Annotated in this window: 21 protein-coding genes; 13 read left to right on the forward strand and 8 right to left on the reverse strand. The window is 41.8% G+C overall.

What is annotated here, in order from left to right; genetic code table 11:
- Positions 1 to 108 precede the first annotated feature (108 nt).
- The 4 genes from J1N09_RS10305 to J1N09_RS10320 all read left to right on the forward strand — a co-directional run bounded on the left by J1N09_RS10305 (position 109) and on the right by J1N09_RS10320 (position 4,464).
- Positions 109 to 2,109, forward strand: a complete 2,001-nt coding sequence (locus tag J1N09_RS10305) for a hypothetical protein (protein ID WP_265200102.1) — start codon at positions 109 to 111, stop codon at positions 2,107 to 2,109.
- Between the two features lie 50 nt (positions 2,110 to 2,159).
- Entirely contained in the window at positions 2,160 to 2,594 is a 435-nt protein-coding gene (locus J1N09_RS10310) for a hypothetical protein (protein ID WP_265200103.1), read from the forward strand.
- Positions 2,595 to 2,687: 93 nt separating this feature from the next.
- Positions 2,688 to 3,128: a MarR family winged helix-turn-helix transcriptional regulator gene (locus J1N09_RS10315; protein WP_265200104.1), complete on the forward strand. Its 441-nt coding sequence runs from the start codon at positions 2,688 to 2,690 to the stop codon at positions 3,126 to 3,128.
- Positions 3,129 to 3,132: 4 nt separating this feature from the next.
- Complete coding sequence (locus J1N09_RS10320; protein WP_265200105.1) at positions 3,133 to 4,464, forward strand: S41 family peptidase; 1,332 nt, start codon at positions 3,133 to 3,135, stop codon at positions 4,462 to 4,464.
- A 152-nt stretch (positions 4,465 to 4,616) separates the two neighbouring features.
- Here J1N09_RS10320 and J1N09_RS10325 read toward each other — a convergent pair whose 3' ends face one another.
- The 4 genes from J1N09_RS10325 to yiaA all read right to left on the reverse strand — a co-directional run bounded on the left by J1N09_RS10325 (position 4,617) and on the right by yiaA (position 7,700).
- The gene (locus J1N09_RS10325; RefSeq protein ID WP_265200106.1) at positions 4,617 to 5,264 is read right to left on the reverse strand and encodes a CPBP family intramembrane glutamic endopeptidase; all 648 of its coding nucleotides are present in this window, start codon (positions 5,262 to 5,264) and stop codon (positions 4,617 to 4,619) included.
- Between the two features lie 82 nt (positions 5,265 to 5,346).
- Positions 5,347 to 5,898 (reverse strand): GDYXXLXY domain-containing protein, encoded by a 552-nt coding sequence (locus tag J1N09_RS10330; RefSeq protein ID WP_265200107.1) that lies wholly within the window; start codon positions 5,896 to 5,898, stop codon positions 5,347 to 5,349.
- Positions 5,891 to 7,171 carry a DUF2157 domain-containing protein gene (locus J1N09_RS10335; protein ID WP_265200108.1) on the reverse strand — a complete coding sequence of 427 codons (1,281 nt, stop codon included), beginning with the start codon at positions 7,169 to 7,171 and terminating at the stop codon, positions 5,891 to 5,893. Before J1N09_RS10335 ends, J1N09_RS10330 begins: the two co-directional genes overlap by 8 nt.
- A gap of 40 nt (positions 7,172 to 7,211) precedes the next feature.
- Complete coding sequence (gene yiaA / locus J1N09_RS10340; protein ID WP_265200109.1) at positions 7,212 to 7,700, reverse strand: inner membrane protein YiaA; 489 nt, start codon at positions 7,698 to 7,700, stop codon at positions 7,212 to 7,214.
- A gap of 156 nt (positions 7,701 to 7,856) precedes the next feature.
- Here yiaA and J1N09_RS10345 point away from each other — a divergent pair, with 156 nt between their 5' ends.
- Complete coding sequence (locus J1N09_RS10345) at positions 7,857 to 9,317, forward strand: hypothetical protein (RefSeq protein ID WP_265200110.1); 1,461 nt, start codon at positions 7,857 to 7,859, stop codon at positions 9,315 to 9,317.
- A 225-nt stretch (positions 9,318 to 9,542) separates the two neighbouring features.
- Here the strand turns inward: J1N09_RS10345 and J1N09_RS10350 are convergent, their stop codons facing one another.
- Entirely contained in the window at positions 9,543 to 10,844 is a 1,302-nt protein-coding gene (locus J1N09_RS10350; protein ID WP_265200111.1) for a hypothetical protein, read from the reverse strand.
- A 174-nt stretch (positions 10,845 to 11,018) separates the two neighbouring features.
- Between J1N09_RS10350 and J1N09_RS10355 the strand changes: the two genes are divergently transcribed.
- The 3 genes from J1N09_RS10355 (at position 11,019) to J1N09_RS10365 (ending at position 13,265) form a co-directional block, all read left to right on the forward strand.
- Complete coding sequence (locus tag J1N09_RS10355; RefSeq protein ID WP_265200112.1) at positions 11,019 to 12,281, forward strand: fibronectin type III domain-containing protein; 1,263 nt, start codon at positions 11,019 to 11,021, stop codon at positions 12,279 to 12,281.
- 106 nt (positions 12,282 to 12,387) lie between these two features.
- The gene (locus J1N09_RS10360; RefSeq protein ID WP_265200113.1) at positions 12,388 to 12,837 is read left to right on the forward strand and encodes a hypothetical protein; all 450 of its coding nucleotides are present in this window, start codon (positions 12,388 to 12,390) and stop codon (positions 12,835 to 12,837) included.
- Positions 12,838 to 12,914: 77 nt separating this feature from the next.
- Positions 12,915 to 13,265, forward strand: coding sequence for a hypothetical protein (locus tag J1N09_RS10365; RefSeq protein WP_265200114.1), 351 nt, complete (start codon positions 12,915 to 12,917; stop codon positions 13,263 to 13,265).
- A gap of 48 nt (positions 13,266 to 13,313) precedes the next feature.
- Here J1N09_RS10365 and hemL read toward each other — a convergent pair whose 3' ends face one another.
- The 3 genes from hemL to J1N09_RS10380 are packed head-to-tail and all read right to left on the reverse strand — an operon-like array spanning position 13,314 to position 16,409.
- On the reverse strand, positions 13,314 to 14,600 hold the full coding sequence (gene hemL / locus J1N09_RS10370) for a glutamate-1-semialdehyde 2,1-aminomutase (protein WP_265200115.1): 1,287 nt from the start codon (positions 14,598 to 14,600) through the stop codon (positions 13,314 to 13,316).
- 6 nt (positions 14,601 to 14,606) lie between these two features.
- Complete coding sequence (locus J1N09_RS10375; protein WP_265200116.1) at positions 14,607 to 15,422, reverse strand: glucosaminidase domain-containing protein; 816 nt, start codon at positions 15,420 to 15,422, stop codon at positions 14,607 to 14,609.
- A complete protein-coding gene (locus tag J1N09_RS10380; RefSeq protein ID WP_265200117.1) occupies positions 15,423 to 16,409 on the reverse strand; it encodes a 1-aminocyclopropane-1-carboxylate deaminase/D-cysteine desulfhydrase in 987 nt (328 codons plus the stop codon). It abuts the gene before it with no gap.
- Between the two features lie 222 nt (positions 16,410 to 16,631).
- Between J1N09_RS10380 and J1N09_RS10385 the strand changes: the two genes are divergently transcribed.
- The 5 genes from J1N09_RS10385 to J1N09_RS10405 all read left to right on the forward strand — a co-directional run.
- Positions 16,632 to 19,157, forward strand: a complete 2,526-nt coding sequence (locus tag J1N09_RS10385; RefSeq protein ID WP_265200118.1) for a hypothetical protein — start codon at positions 16,632 to 16,634, stop codon at positions 19,155 to 19,157.
- Between the two features lie 277 nt (positions 19,158 to 19,434).
- The gene (locus J1N09_RS10390) at positions 19,435 to 20,256 is read left to right on the forward strand and encodes a hypothetical protein (RefSeq protein ID WP_265200119.1); all 822 of its coding nucleotides are present in this window, start codon (positions 19,435 to 19,437) and stop codon (positions 20,254 to 20,256) included.
- Between the two features lie 75 nt (positions 20,257 to 20,331).
- Positions 20,332 to 21,693: a choice-of-anchor J domain-containing protein gene (locus tag J1N09_RS10395; protein WP_265200120.1), complete on the forward strand. Its 1,362-nt coding sequence runs from the start codon at positions 20,332 to 20,334 to the stop codon at positions 21,691 to 21,693.
- 35 nt (positions 21,694 to 21,728) lie between these two features.
- The gene (locus tag J1N09_RS10400; RefSeq protein WP_265200121.1) at positions 21,729 to 22,583 is read left to right on the forward strand and encodes a hypothetical protein; all 855 of its coding nucleotides are present in this window, start codon (positions 21,729 to 21,731) and stop codon (positions 22,581 to 22,583) included.
- Between the two features lie 25 nt (positions 22,584 to 22,608).
- The coding region (locus tag J1N09_RS10405; RefSeq protein WP_265200122.1) for a DUF1028 domain-containing protein at positions 22,609 to 24,431 on the forward strand (1,823 nt) is incomplete at its 3' end.

Consider the following 24,431-nt stretch of genomic DNA (forward strand, 5'->3'; position numbering starts at 1 on the left):
TAATGGTTAGTTGTATTTTTCTAAATATTAATACAATAAAATCGTATCTTTAGTCTTACAAAAAAATGATTATGATTTAGAAAATAAAATAATCTAAATCATATAATCATGAATAAAATATTCTTCCTTCTTTGTTTTCTATTTTCAGCTAATTTAAGTTATTCTTCCGGCCATTTATTGAATAAGATTAAAGATAATCACGCTCTAATTGGCAATGAAGATTTGAATGTGAGCGTAAAAACAGCAAAAGATATTTATAATGAACTTGAAGAAATCACAGTGGTTTTTTCAGGATTCCCTGGAGGCGAAAATGATTGGATTACGTTAATTAACCCTAGTTCTGCCGCAAGAGACTATGGAAATTGGAAATACACAAAAGGTGTAACAGATGGCACATTAACTTTTAAAGGATTGCAAGTGGGTGATTATGAGGTGAGAGCCTTTTTTGGTACAGATTTTACGATCCAAGCCAGATATCCTTTTAAAGTAATAAAAAGTACTAATCTTGAATCTCAACAGGGAACAATTGATAGAAGTCCTGCCAAAAACTTTCTATATTCTTTGATCGAGAGGTTAGATAAGCTTGAAGATCTGAAAAACAGTCCTGATTGGGGAAGTGAAGAGATAATGTTGCAATATTCCGGATTTTTAGAAACTGCACCTATTCACCTACGAAATGTAAAAACGTATGATCCAAATTTTGATGTAAGTGACTTGCAAACAAGATTAGATGGATATCAAACCTATTATGATAATAATTTAGGTACTGTAAATGACTATAACTTAGCAAAAGCAGAATTTGAAAAACTTATTTTATCAAAAAGCTGGCAACTTTCGAATCTGTTAGATGATAAACTTGGAAGTGGTGCAGAATGGGTTCACAGCTATTATAACACATCTAATTATTTAAAAGCAGCTACTGAAATTGACTACCCAAATTTATTGAAAATAACGACTGAAGGAGATGCTAAATTTAAAGGACATAACCTGGATTCCAAAGTTCAAACTGTAAAAGCATTTGAACGAAACTATGCCGCCTACTACAATGAAACATTACAAGTTGTTATTAATGGATTAATTGAAGGAGCATTTGAAAATAAAACGGGAAATGAACGTGAAGCGATTAAATATATAGAGCAAGCCAAACAATTAAGTGAAGCTGCAATTCTGATATTACCCGAAGATTCTAATGTCAACAGCTTACATAAGCAAATGATGACAGCTTATGAAAGCCTCACCGAGAACATTTATAAAAATATTTTTACCAGTGATTTTCATAAAAATAATATAGGCAAAGTGGTGTTTTTTAGTAAAAGGCCTAAGATTAAATCTGAAAACATCTCAACGGTAAAAGATCTTTATAAGGCAGGTGATTTTATTTATGCTATGGCCTATTTAGAAGGCAGTTTCAAGGATTTAGCTAGTGCAAGAAACGCTATTAAGGTAACCACTAGTATTTACGTAGATGGAACAGAAAAAACATCTCATGAGTTTAGTATGAGTTGGGAAAGTTTAAAAGAAAACAAAACGTATTTGTATATGGAAATTATTCCAGATCCTGCAACAAATACACATAGCGGTCCTGCTAAATTTTCAAAAACTCTAGCTAATATTTCTCCTCGAAATCACGAAATAAAAGTAACCCTAACTGGACTTGGAATTGGACTAAGCAATATTATTCCATTTGCTGAAGGGACATTCACGTTAGATTGCAGTACCGGACGGGATCAACTAGCAAATTATGCCATAAAATACAGGGAGAAGAATCTCGCAGGTGTTTATATGCCTGGCGCTAAAATGAATAATCCTGATTTAACACAATCAATGAAACAAGCTTTAATAAATGAAGGGTGGGAAGATAATAAGAAAGTTCAGCGTATAGTAATCACAGATAATAATTGGAAGATATACAAGCACACTATAACTGGAAAAACCATATACAGGACCATTCCTGCAGCAGTCGCATTTAAAACTTCTGAAGGTGAATGCAAGTATTGGAATCTAACTTTTAAACAAGTTTACAATGGAACCAGTTATGAAAATACAATCGTTGGAGGTGTTGGTAGTATTGAAGATCTTTCATGTAATAATGTAAATAAACAGATTTAATAAATTTTTAATTTATTTCTAGCTATTTTGTTCTGAGTTAACAAGAAAAAGTGAGACGTTTCGGATTTTTTATGTGCTCTCTTGTTGTCGTTATCACGACTACGCTACTAGTCAACGGTTCCGATTTGTTGGTTTATGCTGTGATCGAAGATCCTTTTATCCCTCTCGGAAATGTCCTCACCTGGCTGGCTATGATCGCCTTGCCCTTGAGTTTGTACCTGGGTGTAAGGCGCTTTCGAATGCCGCGATCGAAAGTAGATCGTATCTTAAAAGTTCTTTTAATAATAGCGATTGTACTCGGCGTAATATGGTATCCCGTTAGCTGGGCCCTAGCCGATAATCTCTCGGGAAGTTTCGGAGGGAATGGAGTTTTCAGAGGGAGTGCTCGTGCCGGAGAGTACTACTGGTTTTATACATACACAGTTGTGGGATTTCCATTATTACTTTGGATATTTCATTTATTGCTGCGACTTTTCAGAAAATAAACTTCATCACAAAACAACAAGTTTCTAAAAACTCCGTTAAAGTTTTGTAATATATTTGATATATCAATTATATTTGTCTCAAATAATTAATTAATGAAGTTAAAGCTCCCTTCGGAAACGGTGTTTCATACAATTGAAAGTACCATCAAGGAATACAGAAAATTTGCCCAGCAAAATATTTCCGAAGCAATTCCGGAAATGACCATAGACCAGGGGTTGGTATTATTGTTTCTGAACAAATTCCCGGAGATGACCCAAAAGGAGATCGCCGAACTGGTGTTTAAGGACAACGCTTCCATGACACGCATGATCAATACCATGGTAAAGAAGAATTTTATTAAACGATCCATGAACGACAGCGACCGAAGGCGCTATAAACTGGAAATAACAACAAAAGGAAAGGAAGTACTTGAAACCCTTCCTCCTATCATTCATCACAACAGAAATTCATCATTAAAAGGAATATCAAAAAACGAACTGGAGCAATTGCAGGCTATCCTCAACAAGATACGTCTGAATTGCCAAAACAAGTAACACTATGAAAATCTACAACACCCTAACACTGGTCCTAACCGGCCTGATAATATTAATGGCCGCTAGTTGTTTGCAAGCACAGAACACACCTGTGACCTCCGCCGAAAAAGCTTTGGTGATCGACTCCGTAAGCAGCAAACTGAACAGCAATTACGTTTTCCCGGAAGTCGCCAAAAAGATGTCGGCCGATCTTCAAAGCAAACTTAAGAGCGGTGCTTATAATACCATAAGCGACCCAAATCAATTCGCCACCAAACTCACCGAAGATCTGCAAGCCATTAGTAAGGACAAGCACCTTCGTGTTTCCTTTGCACCACAGCAGATCCAGGAACAGGAGCAAACGGTAAGTCCGGAAGACAGCATTAAGTTTATGAACCGGTGGATCAACCAGATGAAACGAAATAATTTCGGCTTCAAGAAAGTAAAGATCATGGACGGTAATATTGGCTACCTCGACCTGCGGAGTTTCTCAAATGTGGAATTCGCGGGACCCACCGCTGTTGCAGCCATGAACTATCTCAGTAATAGCGATGCCATCATCATTGATCTTCGTAAGAATGGAGGCGGAAGCCCTGCCATGATACAGCTGATCTCCAGCTACCTCTTTGGAAGTGAGCCCGTTCACCTCAACAATTTTTACTGGCGCCCTTCTGATGAAACCACCCAAACCTGGACCCTGCCTCACGTGAGCGGAGAGCGTAGCCCGGACACCCCCGTTTATGTGCTTACGAGCAGCAGTACTTTTTCAGCTGCGGAAGAGTTCAGTTATAATTTAAAGAACCTCGATCGTGCCACTCTGGTTGGAGAAACTACAGGAGGTGGTGCCCATCCCGGAGGATCACGGGCCGCTACGGATAGATTCATGGTTTGGCTGCCGATTGGACGGGCCATTAATCCAATTACGAACACAAACTGGGAGGGAACTGGCGTAAGTCCGCACATAGAAGTACCCTCCCAGGATGCATTGGACGTTGCTTACGTTAAAGCATTGGAGTCGTTAAAAGAAAAGCACAAGGACGACGAGGAAATGGCGACCTACTACGAGTGGCCCATGGTCGCACTTAAAGTACAGCAAAACCCTGTTTCTCTGGATACAAAAACACTCAAGAAATATGCGGGCAGCTACGGTCCTCGAAATGTCATGTTCGAAAACGGGAAGCTCTACTACCAGCGTGGCACCAACCCGAAATACGAACTATACCCATATAGCGATAACGAATTTATGCTGAAAGGTCTGGAGACCTTCAGAATTCGTTTCCTGTCAGAAAATAATAAGGTAGTTGCCTTGCAAGGATTGTACGACAACGGACAAACCGACAAAAATCTTAGGGATTAAGAATCCCTCGGACCAATAAACTATGACTGAGGCTGTTTGAAGTGTTTGATATTGTTCTGCTGAATTTAATTCAGAATCTATTTGATTGAATGATTTAAAAAGATTCTGAAACAAGTTCAGACAGGCAATGATATATCTTCAGGCAGTCTTTTTTATTGCAACCAAACCAGGAAGGCATCCTGGAAGGGATCTGTTCCAACTACGGTGTAATAGAATGCCGCAGCCAACCAGCCGTGGAAGATACCGAGTGCGTACAAATTTCGAATTCTCAGGTATACAAAACCATAAAAAATAGCCAGAACGAAAGTTCCTATCATTAACCAGTTCGAAGGATAATGAACAACTGAAAAAAGTACGGCACTTAGAATAACAATTAAGAACTTGTTGAGTTTTGGTTCGTTCATGTCGTGCATATTCCCTGAAACCAAGCCAATGACCAGGAACTGCTGAATGATCCCCCACAGAGGATAGGTGATCAGGATGGGGAGAATGTGCCAGGTGAGGTTCAAACTATCCTGAAAATACCCAACTATCAGAAACAGAAGCAAGGCACCTAATGCAAAGGGCAATAACAGTTTAATTGTTTTCCTGAAATTGTCCTTTCGGAATCCCCAGTAAGACAAGATCCCCTTCTGCTGTCTGCTTCGGCAGATAATATAGATGGTCCAGCCTAGTACCGCAGTCACAACATAAGGTAACCTGAGGTTCAGATAATCCATAAATACGAATTTCCCAAGGGCGGTTACTACCACTGCCAGGATCTCCAGGTATCTTCTGCTATTGCTAATGGCTGATATCATAACGCTTCATTTGAAAGAACAACCCCCGGCCGGCAGGTTGTTCCAACCAACATCAAAACACGGGAACACACCCGCATTTCTTTTAGGGTTTCTCTACATAATCCTTTATTGAAACCCCGTCTATTTGCACATCATCCAATACTGCACGATCACCAAGCACATAAACCACCCCAAAGCAAACCGATGGCAAACTATCTCGCTGCACTTCACGAACCGCTTCTTCGGCGAGTAGTGCCTTGTCCTCATTCATATAATAGGTGTCGAATGGAAGACTGAACGATTGTTTCCCGTTGTAGAAGCCTGAACAATCCGCGATGACGAAATCTCCGATTTCGGGTTCGCTAAGCCCTATTCTGGTCGCCTTGGCAAAGCCCAGTGAGTCAACTCCAATTGACACATAGAGCTTATCGTAGTATTTGCAAATGGCAGTATCCGATCTAAACGAATTTACCTCATAGTTAAGCACTATATACTTCCCCCTGAATGGATCACTGGGATCTATGGGTTCTGTTTTAAATTTATACATAGTGCCCTCCGTTAAGACCTTCTCTTCCTGGGAGATCATATTCCCCGGAACATACCACTGAGCAAGGACCATGAGTATGAACAATCCTCCTATTACTAACTTATTCATGATCTTTCGATTTTAATTTTTGTTGTTTTCTGTACATCATATAATTCGCAAGGAAAAAGCCAACGCCAATAGCGACGAATAACAATCCGCGAACTATGAAATCTATGTTCGTATCGAAGAATCGACACGCCACGAGTATCGTAATGATCAGTAGACCATAGTTCAGCACCCCGAAATTATTCCTGAGATTTCCTATCCGAATTGCAAATATCCCCAGCCCGAAGACAAGTAAGTTTGACAATACAACGGCCAGTTGAAAATCCCAGTATTGGGCTACGAAAATGACACCGAAGATCAGGAAGGCGTATTGGAACAGGTTGAATGGCAGGAGTTTCTTTTTTGAAGCCAAATACAATAATACCAGGCAAGCCATTCCAAAAATTCCAACAGTGATTACAATGTCCTTCGTAAGGTGTTCCGATGGGTTGAACTCTGCCCAGGCAAACTCAAAGGTCACAAGCATGAAGACGTAGATCATTCCCAGTGATCCAATGATTGCGTAACCGTTCCGCCTTAGCTTACCACTGTTAAACACTTCCAGCTTACCAAGATTGTATAGTAATCCGAACAGGCCGACATACATTAGGAAGACAATGTTGGTAGCCTCAGAAACAAAAGCACCGAAAGTGATGGCAAGACTTAGTGGGATCGCCCAATTCAATATAGACGTTGCATTACCTTCCGGCTGTTCACGAAGCATCCTGAGGTAAAATGGTATGATCCAGGCTATCATCGCTAAATACCACCATGGATTGATCTCATTGAAATAACCCAGGTTACAGGCATAGACCGTAGCCATGATAAGGTGCAACAGCACTGCCGTGTACGATCGCAGTAAATAGACCAGCAATGCGCCCAGCAGTATCCAGGTCATCAGGAACTCGGGCATATCGCCGGGTATGTTATAGATCTGACTTACCAGCGAAATACTGGCACCTATTCCAACATACAAAAAGGTGGCACTGGCTTCTTTCCAGGCCCTGCTTTTGTTCTTCAGCAATGAAAAGCCTACAGCTAGTTGCCCTATAACCAATGGCGCGAATGCCCATATCGTCTTGGTGAACCTGCTGAAATTATCCCAGTTATGGGCGAGGATCAATATGATCCCTAATCCAATGAGCAGGGATCCCAGCACACCGAAAATGGCAAACAGTTTCCTGGGGCCGCCACTTTTCTTAGCCTGGTAATAGTCGGTTATTCTTTGCGAGACCTCATCGGAAATTACGTGTGCTTCGCGTAATTCCCGTAGGTCTTTATCTATCCTTGAGTTCATATCCAAACAACTTTACTTAAAGATACGGCTTGAACAGCACTTAGTCTATTTTATTCTTCTTTAGCTGAAGGAATTTCACATCCCTTGTATTCTTCTGAACAGCAACGGCGGAGAACAGACTTAGAGCGAAAGCCATCCCATAGAATCCTTTTTCGCTTAAATAAAGATCTGCATTCCACAAGCCTATGATGAGCAGCAGTATTGACGCAACGGTCGTAAACCAACTTATCCCATAATAGATATCGGTTACCGGAATACCTTCAAGCTTGTCCCTTACCGTCTTTTGTACAGACACCACCGAAAACAATCCGAAGAGCAGAATGGTGAAATAATAACCCTTTTCGTTCAATTCCATAGTGGCGTTCCACAGCCCTATACAATAAGAGACCATACCGATAAACAAAGCGGTCCACGAAGCCGAAATGAAGGCCGGGGTAGGCTCGCAATTAAATTCATCTTTTTTCTTCTGTATTTTCTCAATCAAAGGAGCATTTACAGGTTTGTTTTCAGTTGAAAATTGATTTTCCATAATGAAATGTTTTGATGTTAATTCTGAAGCAAAAATGAGATGAAACCGTGCTATATTCAACACATAAATTAAATATTACTTATTATTTATTCTTTATTGATATTACTTATTACTCATTATATACAGTAACTTTACGCATATAATACTTATGTTTTAATGAAAGATATAATTGCTATAAACGGTATATTTTCTTCGGAAGAAAAACGCGAGTTCGTTTCTTTTCTGAAAAAAAAGAACCGCAGAGGTGACGCTAAGAACATCGATCTGTACAGGATGATCGACAGTGGCCGACTGGAAGATCCGGACATCCAATTGTACGGAAAGCCTTCCCGCAATTCTTTTCACGCTTTGTGCAAAAGACTTCAGGATACCATGATCGACTTTGTTGCTGAACGAAGTTTTGCTTCGGAAACATCAGAAGAAATGCAGATCATGAAACTGCTGCTTGCCAGCAGGATCTTTTTCGAACACAAATTATACAAACCAGCATTTAAATCTTTGGAGAAGTCGGAGCAACGAGCGCTTACGCTTGACCAGTATACCTTACTGAGTGAAATTTATCATACCAAAGTGCAGTACGCTCACCTGAATACGAAGGAAGATTTCAATACGATCGCAAATCAAGCGGAAAGAAATCAAAGGCTTCAGCAACGCGAGCTTAAACTCAACATCGCTTATGCCTCAATCAAGCAAAATATCAGAAATGCTTCCAACTCGGTGAAATCCATTATAGAAGCAGCATTTGATGAATTCGGAATTTCGATAGATGAGGCGTTAACTTATAAATCACTTTACCAACTCTTTCAAATTCTAGCCACTGCCGGCGAACTACGCACCGATTACGCGTCGGTATTGCCTTATTCGAAACATATTTACACCATAGTTCGTAAGAAACAGGAGCAAGCCGACAAGCACCTCTACTACCATATCCAGATACTGTTGCTCATGGCCATTGTGAGTTTCAGAAATAAAGATTTTGAAAACTCAATCTCCTTTACCAATCAAATGGAAGAGGAAATGAAAAAGCAGCAGGGCACTTATTTCAAGACTTTTCTGAACGATCTCGTACTTCTTAAAGCGCTTAACCTTAATTATTCAGGGGAATCAACAGACGCTATTGAGCTGCTTCAGGAACACGCAAACAGTTCACCCCACATACAACTGGCATTGGTAATGTGCCTGTTTCAGCAATTGGAATATAAAGAAGCCTGGCGCGCATTGAATAAACTGCAACACAGCGATCGGTTTTACGAGAAGAAAGTGGGATTCATTTGGGTGATCCAACGAAATATCATCGAGATACTTCTGCTTATCGAGTTAGATGAACTGGACCTGGTCCTTTCAAGGCTGAATAACTTTCAGCGTAGGCAATTCCCACGACTCAAAGCACTGGAGCAAACCCGGGCCATAGGTTTCATGAAATTGGTCTCAATGTACTATGATGATCCCGAACAGGTTACTTCCGAAGCGTTTAAAGAAAAAGTAGAAAATTCCCTGGAGTGGAGAGTAGCCACGCAAGAAGATATATTCGTAATGAGTTTCTACGCCTGGTTAAAGGCGAAAATGGAGGAAAGAGACATTTACGAGGTAACTTTGGAATTGGTTCGAATGGAATAAAAAACACCGCTCACAGTTTAACTTTACCTTTTTGGCATAAGGGGCCGACATCCCTGTCGACGGCCGCGAGCGGTGTACTACCAACCTAAACATCAACTAGCGTGTAATTGAGATACTCCAAGATACGCACGCTATCAACCAATTAAAAACACATCCGGTCGGCATTTATCAATGAGGGGTCGTTATTTATAAATCACGACTAAACACCTCCACAATAGATTCTAACTACTCCCCAACTTTCTTAAGAAAATCAATATCGTTTTCAACAGTGAGTAAGAGCACACTTGTAGCAGTGCAAAAAACGGGACTGGTAATACAGTGATGACCGTTCCAGCTTCCGTCCTGGTTTTGTATCTTCAAGATTCGTCCGCTCATATCGTCGTACCATTTTTTCCAGTCCTTGTCATCGTTAACTAACAACGACTCGCCGGTTTGCAGGAAACTCAAGAATTCCTCTCCTCCGTTATTCCCGAATCCGTTCAGGACATCTTCCCGCTGTGCCGTCTTCTTGGCAGACTGGTATACGTTGTAAGAAGTAGCATACTCCATGGCCTCATTTTCAGAAAATCCGGCTTTGCGCAGGTTGTCGGTATTGACTTCGGCATCCTTATCTAGTTTTCCGTCTCGCTTTGCTTTATTGATGGCTGATTCAGCTTTACGAGCCTCCTTGGCACTTCCTCTTACACTCCCACTTACAGCATACAACATAATACCAGCGCCGTCTTCCGTCTTCACATTCCCGGTCTTTTCGTCGTAATTCCCCTTCTGGTAGTCTTTAGTTCGTTCCATGACTTCTTCGTCCACATCGGCACCAACGGCCTGGGCGGCTTCAAGGGCGCTTGTCGCCAGTCCGCTTTGTAAAACTCCTGCCCATCCGGCGCCCTTCTGACGTCCTGAAGCATCGGTAGCCGATTCGATCTTGCCTACGCAAATATCGAGGGCCCGTTCCACTCTTCGCTTATCGATTCCCTTCAGGTTTCGATCCAATAGGTTAGATAGTAATTGAGCCGTAAGTACCGCATCGATGTTCTCTCCGAGTTTGGTCTGAATCTGGGTACTACGCACCTCTGTAATATAGTGGGATGATTTGGGTGTATTTTCTACCGTCTCCAGTAAAAAATCGATCGCATCCTTTAGGTTCTGCGAATATTTGCCGTTTTTTAAGGTCGTGCCGCTACGCAAAAACGCCTGAGCAACCATAGCCGTTGTTGCAGGATCCGCTTTCACAGCATGGGGATCTCTTACATGCTGTGCATTATGACTTCCGGCGCCGTAACCTCCGTTAGGTAGTTGAGCATCAGACAGCCAGCTAAGGCCATCGCGCACGGACAACATAAGGTTCTCGTCACTTTTATAAATGTTGAAATCCTCGGAGGATTGCTCACCCATTATGGTCATAAACACACAACCTTCGGAAGGTGTCAGTACCCTTGCAGTTTCCTCATAGGTACCGTTAGACATGGTTACTGAATAGAATGCTGCTAATCCCAATAGTGGCAGTAACAGCCATAAGATCTTTGTTTTCATGATGAATTTTGTTTTAGAATTTGATCCGAAGCTAGGGGCATACCAAATGGAATAAAAGCAACGTTTAGTCAATGATAGTAATTGGTTAGGGAACCGATAGATCTGAAGAGTTTAGCATAACTCATTGGTTGTTCTCAAACTTATTTTCTATTTTTAGCATCAAATTGTTTGAATATGAAAAGACTTTCTTTTGCCCTGCTTATTCTTCTTTCTTTTGTGATTGCCAGCTGTGGAAGCGACGATACGGATCCTGGAGAATTTGATAACCAGAATCCTACGGCGCCACAAAACCTAATAATCATTGATATCGGCATAAATTCAATTCAACTTGGATGGGATGCTTCTACCGATAATGTAGGTGTTACAGGATATAATGTATACCAGGATGGAACCCTTGTGCTATCTGATGTAAGCGGAACCTCCGCCATAGTTGAAAATCTAACCGAAGAAACACTTTACAGCTTTTATGTTACAGCGATGGATGCCGCCGGAAACGAATCTGTGACGAGTAATTCCGCCTCAGTAACTACGTACGGTACCCCCTTAGAGCTCACTCCCACCTTATCGGAGCTTGGATTCTTCCAGGGAACTATGTCCGACCTAATGCCCGCCGATGATGTTCAGTTATATGAAATAAGGACAACTCTGTTCACAGACTATGCTGCAAAGCAACGATTGATCAAAATTCCTTTCGGACAGGCAATGCGTTATATAGACAGTGATCTATTACCATCATTCCCGAATAACACGCTTATTGCAAAAACATTCTATTATTTTCTGGATGAACGTGATCCTGCGCTCGGAAAGAAGATCATTGAGACCAGGGTATTCCTGAAATTGGAAAGCGGATGGACTGCTACGGATTACGTGTGGAACGAATCGATGACGGAAGCCTTCAGAGATGATGCCGGTGGAACCGTCCCAATTAGTTATATAGACGAGAACGGTATTACAAATAATGTAGACTACATTATTCCCAGCAATACCGATTGCTTTACTTGTCACAACAGTTTCAATACAACCGTGCCTATTGGGATGAAGTTAAGAAATATGAACTATATCCCCGAATATGCGGGTTACAATCAGCTACAGTTCTTTACGGACAATGGTATATTACTTGGAGTTGCAGATCCTTCGGCGATTAGTTCAATTCCGAATTGGGAAAACGGCAGCCTAACTCTCGAGGAGCGCGCGCGTGCCTACATGGATGTAAATTGCGCACATTGTCACGCACCGGGAGGAAGTGTCCCTCCGGGATTTGCCTTGGACCTTCGTTATGAGACAGCATTTAATGAAACTGGTATCTATGCTAAGAGAGGAGATATAGAAGCCAGGTTTGCGAGTACTTCACCTATTTACCGTATGCCGCAATTAGGAAGGACAGTGGTTCACAATGAAGCACTTAATATGCTAAGCGAATACCTGGAATCTTTATAAAATATTTAACACATAAAATGCAAAAAGCGGCCTTAGAGGCTGCTTTTTTGTTTAAACCATTCTGTAGTAGCGCAGTCCAAAGGTCGTATAACTTAAATAGAAAAAAATGAGAAACACACTTTTTATCTGCAGCTTATTAATCTGCTTTACAGCCTTCGCCCAGCATCCTGAAAAAGGAAGGCAAAGACAAGGTAAGCCAAACGTAGAACGCCCGGATTTTAGCCCGGAGCAAATCGCTGAGTTAAAAACAAAGAAGTTGACCCTGATGCTGGATCTATCTGAAGCTCAGCAGAAGAAGATATCCCAATTGGAATTGGAAGCTGCTAAATCGCGAAAGTCCATGATGGAAGAGCGTAAACGAGGAGAAAAACCAAGTGACGAAGAGCGATTTAACAAAAAATCTGAAATGCTGGACAGGCAGATCGCCCATAAAAATTCCATGAAATCCATACTGAATAAGGAACAATATGAAAAGTGGGAAAAGTCAGTGATAGCAAAGGGTAAGCGAAGGAAAGGTCAACGTAGACAAGGTGGAAAAGGAGAAAGACGAGGTTGATTTTGAAAATTGGCCCAATTCTTGGATAATTCATTGTAAAATGGTTACATTAGTAACCTTAAATTAAATTTGAAACAATGAAAAATCTATTATCCGTACTTGCCATTTCATGTGTTATGCTCTTCGGAATGGGTAATTTAAATGCCCAGACCCTGACCCAGGATCAGGACAGACCAGAAGTGATCGCCAAGACGAAAGTAGCAGAATTATCTCCTAAACTGGAGCTTGATGGCACTCAGCAAAGAGCTCTTTTCAGAGCCTATACTGCCCATGAAAGCAATTACAAAAAGCATGTAACCGGGCAGGACCAATCTAGCCCTAAAGTACAGGCCAATAAGAAGAAATTCGACGATGTATTGAAAGTTTCGGTAAAGAAAGCCTTAACTGAAGCCCAGTACACCAAGTGGCTATCGCTTCAAAACATGTAGATCAAAAGATCGATATAAAAAAACCTCCCGAGATTTCGGGAGGTTTTTTTATAGGGTTTTGACAACACCATCACATGCTGCTATCGTGTGATCCAGATCTTCGTATGATAAGGCATCATTAAGGAACCAACTTTCAAACGCACTCGGAGGCAGGTAAACTCCTTCAGATAACATACCGTGAAAGAATGCTTTGAAATAGTCATTGTTTCCCAGGGCTGCACTTGCAAAATCAACCACAGGCTCATCCGAAAAATGCACAGAGATCATTGATCCAAGTCGATTAATAGTATAAGGAATTGAATACTTACTAAGTACAGCATCCAGTCCCTTATGTAAATAGGCGGTCTTTTCCTCCAATGAACTGTATACTTCTCCAGAATCATTTAATTTAGTAAGCATAGCTAGTCCGGCGGCCATGGCCAACGGATTGCCGCTAAGAGTTCCAGCCTGGTACACTGGGCCCAATGGAGCAAGATGGTTCATGATCTCCTCCCTGGCGGCAAATGCACCTACTGGTAGCCCTCCGCCTATTACCTTTCCGAAGGTTACTATATCTGCCTCAATACCTAAAACCTCCTGCGCACCTCCTCGAGCAAGTCGAAATCCTGTCATTACCTCATCGAAAACAAGAAGGATATCGTGGTCGTCACACAGCTTTCGGAGTCCCTGAAGAAATCCTTCCACAGGAGGTATACACCCCATATTCCCTGCTACAGGTTCGAGTATGATACAGGCGATCTCGTCCTTGTTTTCAGAAATTAATTCTGAAACCGAATCAAGGTCATTGTATTTAGCCAATAAGGTATCTTTTGCCGTACCCTGGGTAACACCCGGACTATTGGGCACTCCGAAAGTAACAGCCCCACTTCCGGCCTCAATCAGGAATGAATCGCTATGTCCGTGATAGCAACCTGCAAATTTTATGATCTTCTCTTTGCCTGTGAACCCCCTGGCTAATCGAACAGCGCTCATACAAGCCTCGGTACCGCTGTTCACAAATCGTATCTTGTCGATACCCGGCACCATGCTAACAGTTAACTCCGCTATTTTGGTTTCGATCTCTGTTGGCATTCCGAAGGAAGTACCCTTTTTTGCTTTATTAATCACCGCATCGATCACGGGTTTATAGGCGTGTCCCAGTATCATAGGACCCCAGGAAGCTATATAATCGACCAGCCGGTTACCATCTTCGTCGTATAAATAGGCACCCTCTGCCCTTTCCACAAATACGGGTTCACCTCCCACAGCTTTGAAGGCACGGACGGGGGAATTTACTCCTCCGGGAATTACTTTTTGCGCATCCCGAAATAGTGCACTACTTCGTTTGTATATCATGAAAATCTATTGATTCTTTACAGAGTGCAAATATAACACCTGTCCTACAGAAATGTTGTTAGAATCAAGACCATTGTATTCTTTTAACGTATCCAGGGTTAAATTGAAACGCCGTGCAATACTGTAGAGCGTATCACCTTTCACAACGGTATAGGTGCTTATTTTGGTGTCGTCCGGTTTTACAGGATTCGCCTTATTCCCTAAAACCATCTCATCGTATTCATATAAGCGGTATCGCTCAACTATATCAATGAGTTTCTGAGGATAGCGAGGATCTGTAGCATAGCCCGCCTTCTTCAATCCACGTGCCCAGCCTTTGTAATCGTCTTTCTTTAATTTGAACAGGTCTTCATACCGACTCCGTTGTGTTAAGAAAAGAGAGTGATCCCGGAACGAATATTTCGGGTCCTTATATTTTCTGAAACATTCACCTCGCTTATCGTCGTCGTGATAAACGCGGTCACCGGTCCAGCCACTATGACATTTAATTCCGAAGTGATTATTCGCCTTTCGAGTAAGTTCACCACGTCCGGCCCCACTTTCTAGTATTCCCTGCGCCAGGGTTATACTGGCAGGGATACCGTATTGTAACATTTCTTCGCGCGCAATCTGGCTGTAATTGTCTATGTAAGTAGAAACCACCTCTGCGTACGGAGCGTTGGCCGGGGGCTTCTTGAAGTTAGTTTTTGGTTCCGGTTTTTTGGAAACTACCACTTTTTCGGTGCGACTCGTTCTTTTGGTCTCAGCTACTTTTTTCTTCGAACGGCAACCGGTTAGTATAAATAGTGACAATACGATTAGAAGTAAGGTTCGGTTCAGCATTTAAATATCGATTTGAGGTAGGTTTTTCTTTTTCAACCGGTGATTCATCGCTTCAACGCCTTGTAAACCACCTGTATGAATTGCTAAAATACGGCTATTTTCTCTGAAATACCCGGCCTTGATCATCTCATAGATCCCGTACATCATCTTTCCAGTGTAGACCGGATCAAGAGCAATACCCGTATTTCGATTAAAGTTATTCATGAAACGAATTAATTCCGAATCTATTTTGGCATAGCCACCAAAACAATAATCATCCGTCAATAAATAATTTCGGTTCGATGCGTATTTTTCTATTATTTCTTTCTGAAATGTTCCTTTGAGTACAGAATATCCTATGCCTTTCTGATGAGGTTGTAATGCGTTAAGTAAGCCGGCAAAGGTACCGCCAGTGCCAACCGGCACACAAACATAATCGAAAGAGGCGTCCAATTCATCTAATATCTCTTCACAACCTTTTATTGCCAGTTCGGATGTTCCTCCTTCCGGAACTAAATACATATCTCCCATATCCTCCACGTACTTTGAAAGTATGTGAGGATCAGTCTTCTCACGGTAGTCCGTTCGCGTCATGAATTTCAACTGCATACCACATTCCGAAGCAAAACGTAAAGTAGGGTTATTAGAAATTTCTGTTATCAGTTCCTCTCCTCGTATCAGGCCAATGGTTTTTATCCCACACATTCTACCTGCCGAAGCTACGGCCGCAATATGATTAGAATGTGCTCCTCCGAAGGTGAGAATGGCTTTCTTATTCGAGGACAAGAAATCGATCAATGTGTACTTGAGCTTTCGGAATTTATTCCCGGAGATCATCTTATGAATTGTATCCTCTCTTTTGAGGTGTAAAGAAATAGTAGCATCAACTATTTCATCCAAACCAACTTTTTGGTTCTCGGAAGTCAACTTCTGGAGAAAAAAATGGATGTCCTTTTTGCCCAATTCGATAAAAGAGTATGAATTACGAATGTATTGAAGATAGTTCAAATAACATCACTTTCTAACGCACATCCTTATTGATAAATCAGAAAATCGGTAAAATCAATGTAAGAACTTCAAGGATTACAAAAAAATTCGACGAAATACACTGGCGGTAATTTAACAAGAATTATTCATAAATGTTAAATTTAATTACTTTTCATCGATTATTTTTGTCTTTAATCGATTTTAATGTATATAATTGTAGGAAATTTCTTCAATACAAAGCTTATGACTAGAACACTACTCACACAAAAATCCTTACTTTTTATCTTCTGCATATTTACCTCCGCACTTTTCTATGCACAAGTAGGGATCAACACCACATCCCCGGGTAGCGGTGCGATGTTGGATGTTACAAGCACTAACAAAGGTATCCTTATACCAAGGGTAGCCTTAACTTCTACGGCAAGTAGTAGCCCAATCACTCCGGCTCCTACCACAAGTTTATTAGTCTACAATACAGCAACTTCTGGCTCGGGCACCACCGCTGTAATACCGGGATTCTACTTCTGGAGTGGAAGTGCCTGGATCCCCATGTTAGGAAATGACTGGAAACAAAACGGTAATTTTGGAACTACTCCTGCAAACAATTTCGTAGGAACAGTAGATAATACCGATCTAAGTTTCAGAACCGACAATACAGAACAGTTCAGAATTACAGCCAGCGGTAGATTGAGAGCAAATACTGATGGAACCAGTACCCTGCCGACCTTTTCATGGGCCACGGATACGGATACGGGTTTCTTCCTATCGAATTCGGATGAGTTCTCGATAGCCACAAATGGAACTAACCAGTTCACGGTTGACAATAACGGTAATCTACGTGTCAACTCGACCGGTACTTCTCCTGATCCCACCTTCGCATGGTCTGGGGATCCTGATACAGGTTTTTATAGTCCCGCTGCAGATCAATTCGGGATGGTTACAAATGGGACGGAACGATTCAGGATTCCGGATACTGAACAAGTACATGCAATGGCCCAGGGAACAAACGCACTTCCTTTCTATAGCTGGTCTGCAGATCCAGACACAGGTATCTGGCAGAATAATACGGATCGTTTAAATCTAACTGCCGGTGGCCTTGAATTCCTCGAATTGAGCGAAACGGCTAATGATGAATTGATCGTTAACAATACCAACGCCGATATGAATACTCGTATCGCGACTTCCGGAGAAAACAATACATTATTCGTTGATGGTGCAAATGATAATATCGGACTTGGAACCGGTACACCTAACAACAGTGCACAGCTGGAAATGACAGATTCAGATCGAGGTATCCTTATCAACAGGGTAGCCTTATCGTCAAGAAATAATGCCAGCCCTGTGACTTCTCCGGCCAATGGTCTACTGATCTACAATACGGCCAGCGCAAATAGTGGTGATAATGAGGTATTGCCAGGTTTTTATTACTGGAATGGTAGTGCATGGATCGCCATGGGAGGAACCGGCGGACGTGACTGGTCCCTGGAAGGTAATGCAGGTACCGACCCGAATACGTATTTCATCGGAACAACAGATGCGACCGACTTCATAATCCGAACAGACAATACTGAACGAGCACGTGTACTTAACAACGGTGCAGTGGGAATTGGATCACTACCATACGCTAATGTAGGACTACGAGTGAATGTGCCAACTTTTCCTTTCGGACTAGTTGCCGAAACAAACGGAGCAGGAGCTTCGGTTTGGGGCGCAGATAGTGGTTCAGGGATTGGTGTACGAGGAGAGAATACCGGAACGGGTATCGGACTCTTTGGTTATGCAGCTAATTCTCATGGTGCCTATACATATACTACCTATACAGGAGGAGCCTTCCTAATTGGAGGTATCCAGGCCTGGGGAGGTGGTGCTAATGGTGCCAATGGAGTACTTGCTGTTTCCGATCAACAAGCAACTTCTGCATCTAATATGGGACTGAGAGCAGTTTCTGGTAGTACTACTTCAATTTCATCTACACAAATAATGAACGTAGGTGTTAACACGAATGCCACAGACCTGGCTTTATACGCTCTAACTGAATTCCCAATGCAGTCTTCATCCAGCATTGAAGCGGCAAGATTCCAGACAAATTATACAGGTTCTGCAATAAATTCTGATGCCCGAGACGCCAGGGCTCAATTGGCAGGTTACACCAACTCAAGTCAAATAGGAGGTGGAAATATGTATTACGGTGGGTATTTTTACAGTGGTGGATCGAGTTCAAACTCTTCCTACGCTTATGCAGGTGCCCGTTACAACAATACCAACTACAAGATCATTGGAAACGGAGCGGTTTCAACCATAGTTGAAGATACTAATGGAGATAAAAAAGTGATGTTCGCTTCGGAAGCTCCGGAAGTATTACTGGAAGATTATGGAACAGGAAGACTTGCGAATGGAACTGCAAATATTTCGATAGATCCAATACTTACCAATAATATTTTAGTAGATCAAAGTCATCCACTAAAAGTCTTTATCCAATTGGAAGGAGACTGTAACGGAGTGTATGTAACCAACAAATCAGCTACGGGGTTCACCGTAAAAGAACTTCAGAATGGAAATTCAAACGTTTCTTTCTCCTACCATATAGTTGCGAACAGGAAAAATGAAACTGGAAGATCTGTGAATGAGAATTCGAATTACAGTGATCTTAGGTTCCCGGATGCTCCTGACGCATTGGATGCAGACACACTTGACTCCAAACCAATAAAGAAATATGTTCCAAAAAACGACGCTATGTTAACTGCTTCCTCTGGAAGTCAAAAGAAATAAATAAGTCTATTATTGTTCTTCAAGCCTAATTTAGTATTGAATTAAGAAAATGCCCGTTTTTGTGATGTGAAACGGGCATTTTAAATTCTTTTTAAAACCGTTTATCAACCTAATTATAATATTTAGTGTTTAAAGCATATTTCATGTTTTTTGTTTTGTATTTGTAGTCTTTTTCTGATTATTTATGCAAATAAACTGCATTTCGTCGATTTTATTTGCCTTTTATCGTCAATGTTGTGTATACTTGTGATGCCCAAAATGATAAAAAATCGACGAAATGAAACAACTTAACCTGTATAAGTATGCTTTATTGGTATGTTTTGCCCTGTCGGTATCGCACGTAAGTACCGCCCAGGTAGGGATCAACACCAGTTCACCTTCAAGTGGTGCGCTTTTAGACATAACCAGTGCCGACAAGGGTCTCTTAATACCAAGAGTAACTTTGACCGGTACCGATGATGTTACAACCATAACACCTAGCGCTACTACGGGTCTATTGGTTTACAATACAGTTACGGCCGGTGCATTACCCGTTCAGGTTACTCCCGGATATTATTTTTGGAATAGTAGCCAGTGGGTACGTCTTTACAATAGAGGCTATGGAATCAAATTTGATCAAGGATCTCAAACTACCGCAAATATTTTGAGCTCTGTGTACACACCCATTTCGGGTCTCGACACTGGTTTTATTAATGTCCCTTATTCAGGCACATATCTAATAAAAGTGGAAACGACTTATGCATGCGGAGATCTATCCGCAGCTACTTCAGAGGGAGTGGGTCAAGCCTCAGTTAGTTTAAATATGACTACAGGACTTCTAGGATCTCCAGTTCGAGTAAAAGAAAAATATGTGACTTCAACTTCTAAGCTTATAAATGGTGTTACGATGAATAATCTACCTCAAAATACTACAATCATATACTCCGTAGATCTTGACGTATTAGATACATATCGTTTTCATGTTACAGGAAGGGAATGGTCTCGAAACAATGTTGGACTGGGAGTTTTTGGGAAGGATACAAGCGGATACCCCGGTGCAAGTGGTGTTAACGATGCTCAGCGAGGATCTATCTCAATAACACTTTTAAAACAACAGTAAACTATCATATAACCAAATACTGTAGCTTCCATCTGAAAATAGAAAATTCAGTTCGTTAAAACTAAGTTTTAAATTATGAAATCTAAAACGAGAATAAACCCAATTGTCCTTATTAGCTGTTATCTATTCTTCTGCTTCACAACAGTAAGTGCTCAAGTAGGTGTTAATACCACAACTCCAAATAACAGTTCAGCACTTGATATTTCCAGCACGAACAAGGGGTTTCTAATGACAAAAGTGGCCCTCACGGGAACAGATGACACCACAACAATTACCCCAGCACCAACAACAGGTCTTCTAGTGTATAATACAGCTACAGCCGGTAGCTCAGGCACGAACATCGTTCCTGGCTTTTATTATTTTGACGGCACAAGGTGGCGACGATTTTACACCCAAGGATATACATTGTTTTACGAACAAACGGCTGAAGTTACAGCGAGCACAACAAATACTGAGTATGTTATCCTACCAGGATTAGACACTGGAGAAATCAACGTTCCTTTTAGCGGCACCTATCAAATTAGAGTTGAAGGTTTTTATTCTGCAGGTAATCTAATCAGCACAGCCGGTGACGGAGCGGCTCAAGGTTCGATTAGCCTGGCCATGGGATCAGCTTCTAGCGGCAGCGGTGGCGGTGGCGGCGGCGGCTGTAGTGGTGGAATTTCAACTTACCCCTATAGTGAAAGCTTTGAAAGTGGCTTAGGACTATGGACACAATCTATAGCCGATGATTTCGACTGGACACGTCGTTCCGGCGGAACACCTAGTAGTAGTACCGGTCCGTCTTCCGCGTCCGATGGAAGTTATTACATGTACACGGAAGCATCGGGTTCAAATTATCCAAACCAGCAAACAATTCTAATCTCACCATGCTTTGATCTAACTTCTTCTCCGGCGGCCTCTATTAACTTTGATTACCATATGTATGGGTCAAATGACATGGGAACTTTTATCCTGGAATTAAGTGATGACAACGGCGCATCATGGAATCCGATCTGGTCCCAGACGGGAAATCAAGGAAACAGTTGGAATTCAGAAAGCGTTGATTTGACAGCTTATATAGGCGGTTCGATACAGTTAAGATTTAACAGAACAACTGGTGGTACTTGGCAAGCAGACATAGCAATAGATAATATTTCTATGACTGAAACTGCGGCTCCGATTTCTTTATCTATGATTAAAGAAACATATATTACTACTTCTTCCAAGCGATTGGGAAGTACTACGGTAAATAACCTAGCTCAGAGCGCCAGCATCATTTATAACTTAGACTTAGACGCCGATACGACGTACAGGTTTGCCGTTCGTGGAAGAGAATGGTTAGCTAACAATGTTACTACCGGAACTTTTGGCAAGGACACTAGTGGTTATTCGGGCAACACCGAGAATGACGCTCAACGAGGGACAATGACTATTAGCCTCATAAAACAATTTTAAACTCAAAATAAACAGCCCAATATAAATCTACTATCATGAAAAAATTTATTTCAGTTCATTTCTTAATGATAGCCTTAATATTTTCGTATGCGGCTTCGGCCCAGGTTGTGATCGGTGAGTCGCCAGCTGGAGACCACTCTATTGACGACGGGGCAATTTTTCAACTTAAAAGTGACAACAAAGGACTTTTAATTCCAAGAGTTGCATTACAATCTAGACTTGATGTCACAACAGTTTCGCCTTCCTTAATAGAAGGACTATGGGTATATAATATCTCATCTCTTGGTACCGGGTTAGATAGAGTATCACCAGGGTTCTATTATTGGGATGGCTCTAAATGGGAGAAGATGTTCAATGAAGGATATACGGTTCAATACGAACAAACTGAAACTCTTCGTGTCCCTAATACCACCACCACATATACTATTCCTGGATTAGACCAGAATTTCGTAGCACCATATACGGGTACTTATGAAATTCAGGCAACGGGTTATATTGCCGCGCCAAATATGATGAATACTTCTTATGAAAGCACGGTACATGGTTCGTATATGTTGGAAATAGATAATGTTAAAGTAGCAGAAAGTACCGTTTCTTCAAATACAAAAAGAACACCAACTAATGCCTTCCAGGCACTTGGTCGTCAAACATCCTTAGTATATCTCGTAAACTTAATAGAAGGAGATACTTATAATATTAGATTACGTGCGCGTCTTTGGGATCATGAAAATGTGGATCCAAATAGTTTGGACGTTTCCGGAATATGTGGTGGATCAGCTACCGGTTATGCCTTTTTTGGCATTTGTTCAGGACCATACAATGGCAACGATGGCCTAACTGAGAATGCGCAAGACGCTTATTTAACTATTACCTTATTAAGACAATTATAAAAAATAGCTATCCTAAAATTATACTATGAGGCATTTTACCACCCCCGCACTTAAGGTCGTTAGCATCTTACTGTTATCAATCATCGGTGTTCTCTTTGTTTCAAAATCAAAAAAATCTACAACAGATCTAGAAGAAGAGATTAGTTATACCAATCCTGACACATCTAGAGATGCAGAGGGTGACACCTTTTCCATAGTAGCCTACGATAAAACCACGGGGCAAGTAGGTGGAGCCGGATGTAGTTGTGTTAATATATCAGGTGGAATTGACTTCTTGAGTGACCTAATTACAGATGGAACCGCAAATCCAGATAATATAGTGGGGGCGATCCACAGCCAGGCGTCCTACAATGCCACTACCCAGGGATGGGCCCGAGACCGAATGCTCGCAGGAGACACTCCTCAACAAATTATAGACTACGTCGTGGCTAACGACGGAGGTTCTACCTCAAGGCAATATGGCGTTGTAGGTGTTGATGTTCCGGGAGCTGCCGGATGGACTGGAGGATCTAACGGAAACTACGCTAACGATATACAGGTGGATAATTCAGAATACACTATTTCGGTACAGGGAAATATTCTGGATACCGCAAATGGCCAGGACCTACTGGAAGATATCAGAGACTCCTTCCTGAACAAGGAAGGAAGTTTAGGCGACAAACTGATGGCAGCCCTTCAGGGTGCCAAACGCGTTGGTGGAGATAACCGCTGCCAGTCTAGGGGTAATAGTGGACGTACGGCTTTTGTTCAGGTATTATCCCCGGGAGAAACAACACCTTCTCTCTTTTATACCACAGGTAATGCCGTATCCGATTTCATAGAACCCATTGATGTGCTCCAGTGTCAGTACGACACCGGTGAAAGTACGCCGTTCTGCAGGGACACTGTAGACACCTTCCCCTATTTCATGGACTTCGAAACCAGTACATGGGAACAGGAAACGGCTACCTGTTCTACGAACAGTTCGTGGATCCGTTCCCGATTCGCTACCCCATCAAGTGGTACAGGCCCAAGTGGGCCTAATCAGGGGACCCTATATACTTTCGTGGAATCATCTAATGTGGGTGGACAAGGAACATCACCAAGAAGTGCAATCCTTGGATCGCCATGTTTTGTGATTCCCCCAAATCATACGGCACAAATGACATTCGACTACCATATGCAGGGTGCGGCAATGGGAACCCTATCGGTTAACGCCAGTGATAATGGCGGTGCAACCTGGGCACCATTATATGTAGTTACCGGAGACCAAGGCAGTAATTGGATCAACGACCAGGTGGTAGATCTTTCTTCTTACTCGGGAAGTACGGTAAAATTACGCATTGATGCCTTGACGGGTGCCAACTTTACCAGCGATTTTGCCATCGATGACATTCAAATTACCATTACCGAAATTCCTTCTTGTACAGGAGTGACAAAGACCTGGAACGGATCATCCTGGAGTCCTTCCGGCGCCCCTGATTCAACAGATATTGTCATTATCAATGGTAATTACGATACCGACACACACGGTGACCTAACAGCATGTTCATTGACCATTAACTCAGGAAGTATCGTCACAGTGAATGGTTCAGGATTTTTTGATATTGATGGAGATATAATTAATGATGGTAGTTTTATTATTGAACATGAAGGAAGTTTAGTTCAAACAGATCCTGATGCTTTGGTTACCAATAATGGTATCATTAATATTGGAATATCTACTCCTCCACTAAAACAACGTGATTTCATGCTCCTCGGGAGCCCGATGACCGCCGAAACCAGAAACGATGTGTTTAGCTCTTCTTATAATGTTCAGCAACACACACCCGCGAATTTCATCCCTCACCCATCGGTACCAGCCGGAGG

The organism is Aureitalea sp. L0-47 (assembly GCF_026126405.1).
In the GTDB taxonomy this organism is placed as follows: Bacteria; Bacteroidota; Bacteroidia; order Flavobacteriales; family Flavobacteriaceae; genus Pukyongia.

Coding starts and splice junctions, on each gene's coding strand:
- J1N09_RS10390 (WP_265200119.1), top strand. CDS start 19,435: ATGAAACAACTTAACCTGTATAAGTATGCTTTATTGGTATGTTTTGCC.
- J1N09_RS10360 (WP_265200113.1), top strand. CDS start 12,388: ATGAGAAACACACTTTTTATCTGCAGCTTATTAATCTGCTTTACAGCC.
- J1N09_RS10320 (WP_265200105.1), top strand. CDS start 3,133: ATGAAAATCTACAACACCCTAACACTGGTCCTAACCGGCCTGATAATA.
- J1N09_RS10375 (WP_265200116.1), bottom strand. CDS start 15,422: ATGCTGAACCGAACCTTACTTCTAATCGTATTGTCACTATTTATACTA.
- J1N09_RS10315 (WP_265200104.1), top strand. CDS start 2,688: ATGAAGTTAAAGCTCCCTTCGGAAACGGTGTTTCATACAATTGAAAGT.
- J1N09_RS10355 (WP_265200112.1), top strand. CDS start 11,019: ATGAAAAGACTTTCTTTTGCCCTGCTTATTCTTCTTTCTTTTGTGATT.
- hemL (WP_265200115.1), bottom strand. CDS start 14,600: ATGATATACAAACGAAGTAGTGCACTATTTCGGGATGCGCAAAAAGTA.
- J1N09_RS10305 (WP_265200102.1), top strand. CDS start 109: ATGAATAAAATATTCTTCCTTCTTTGTTTTCTATTTTCAGCTAATTTA.
- J1N09_RS10365 (WP_265200114.1), top strand. CDS start 12,915: ATGAAAAATCTATTATCCGTACTTGCCATTTCATGTGTTATGCTCTTC.
- yiaA (WP_265200109.1), bottom strand. CDS start 7,700: ATGGAAAATCAATTTTCAACTGAAAACAAACCTGTAAATGCTCCTTTG.
- J1N09_RS10330 (WP_265200107.1), bottom strand. CDS start 5,898: ATGAATAAGTTAGTAATAGGAGGATTGTTCATACTCATGGTCCTTGCT.
- J1N09_RS10385 (WP_265200118.1), top strand. CDS start 16,632: ATGACTAGAACACTACTCACACAAAAATCCTTACTTTTTATCTTCTGC.
- J1N09_RS10395 (WP_265200120.1), top strand. CDS start 20,332: ATGAAATCTAAAACGAGAATAAACCCAATTGTCCTTATTAGCTGTTAT.
- J1N09_RS10345 (WP_265200110.1), top strand. CDS start 7,857: ATGAAAGATATAATTGCTATAAACGGTATATTTTCTTCGGAAGAAAAA.
- J1N09_RS10335 (WP_265200108.1), bottom strand. CDS start 7,171: ATGAACTCAAGGATAGATAAAGACCTACGGGAATTACGCGAAGCACAC.
- J1N09_RS10400 (WP_265200121.1), top strand. CDS start 21,729: ATGAAAAAATTTATTTCAGTTCATTTCTTAATGATAGCCTTAATATTT.
- J1N09_RS10350 (WP_265200111.1), bottom strand. CDS start 10,844: ATGAAAACAAAGATCTTATGGCTGTTACTGCCACTATTGGGATTAGCA.
- J1N09_RS10325 (WP_265200106.1), bottom strand. CDS start 5,264: ATGATATCAGCCATTAGCAATAGCAGAAGATACCTGGAGATCCTGGCA.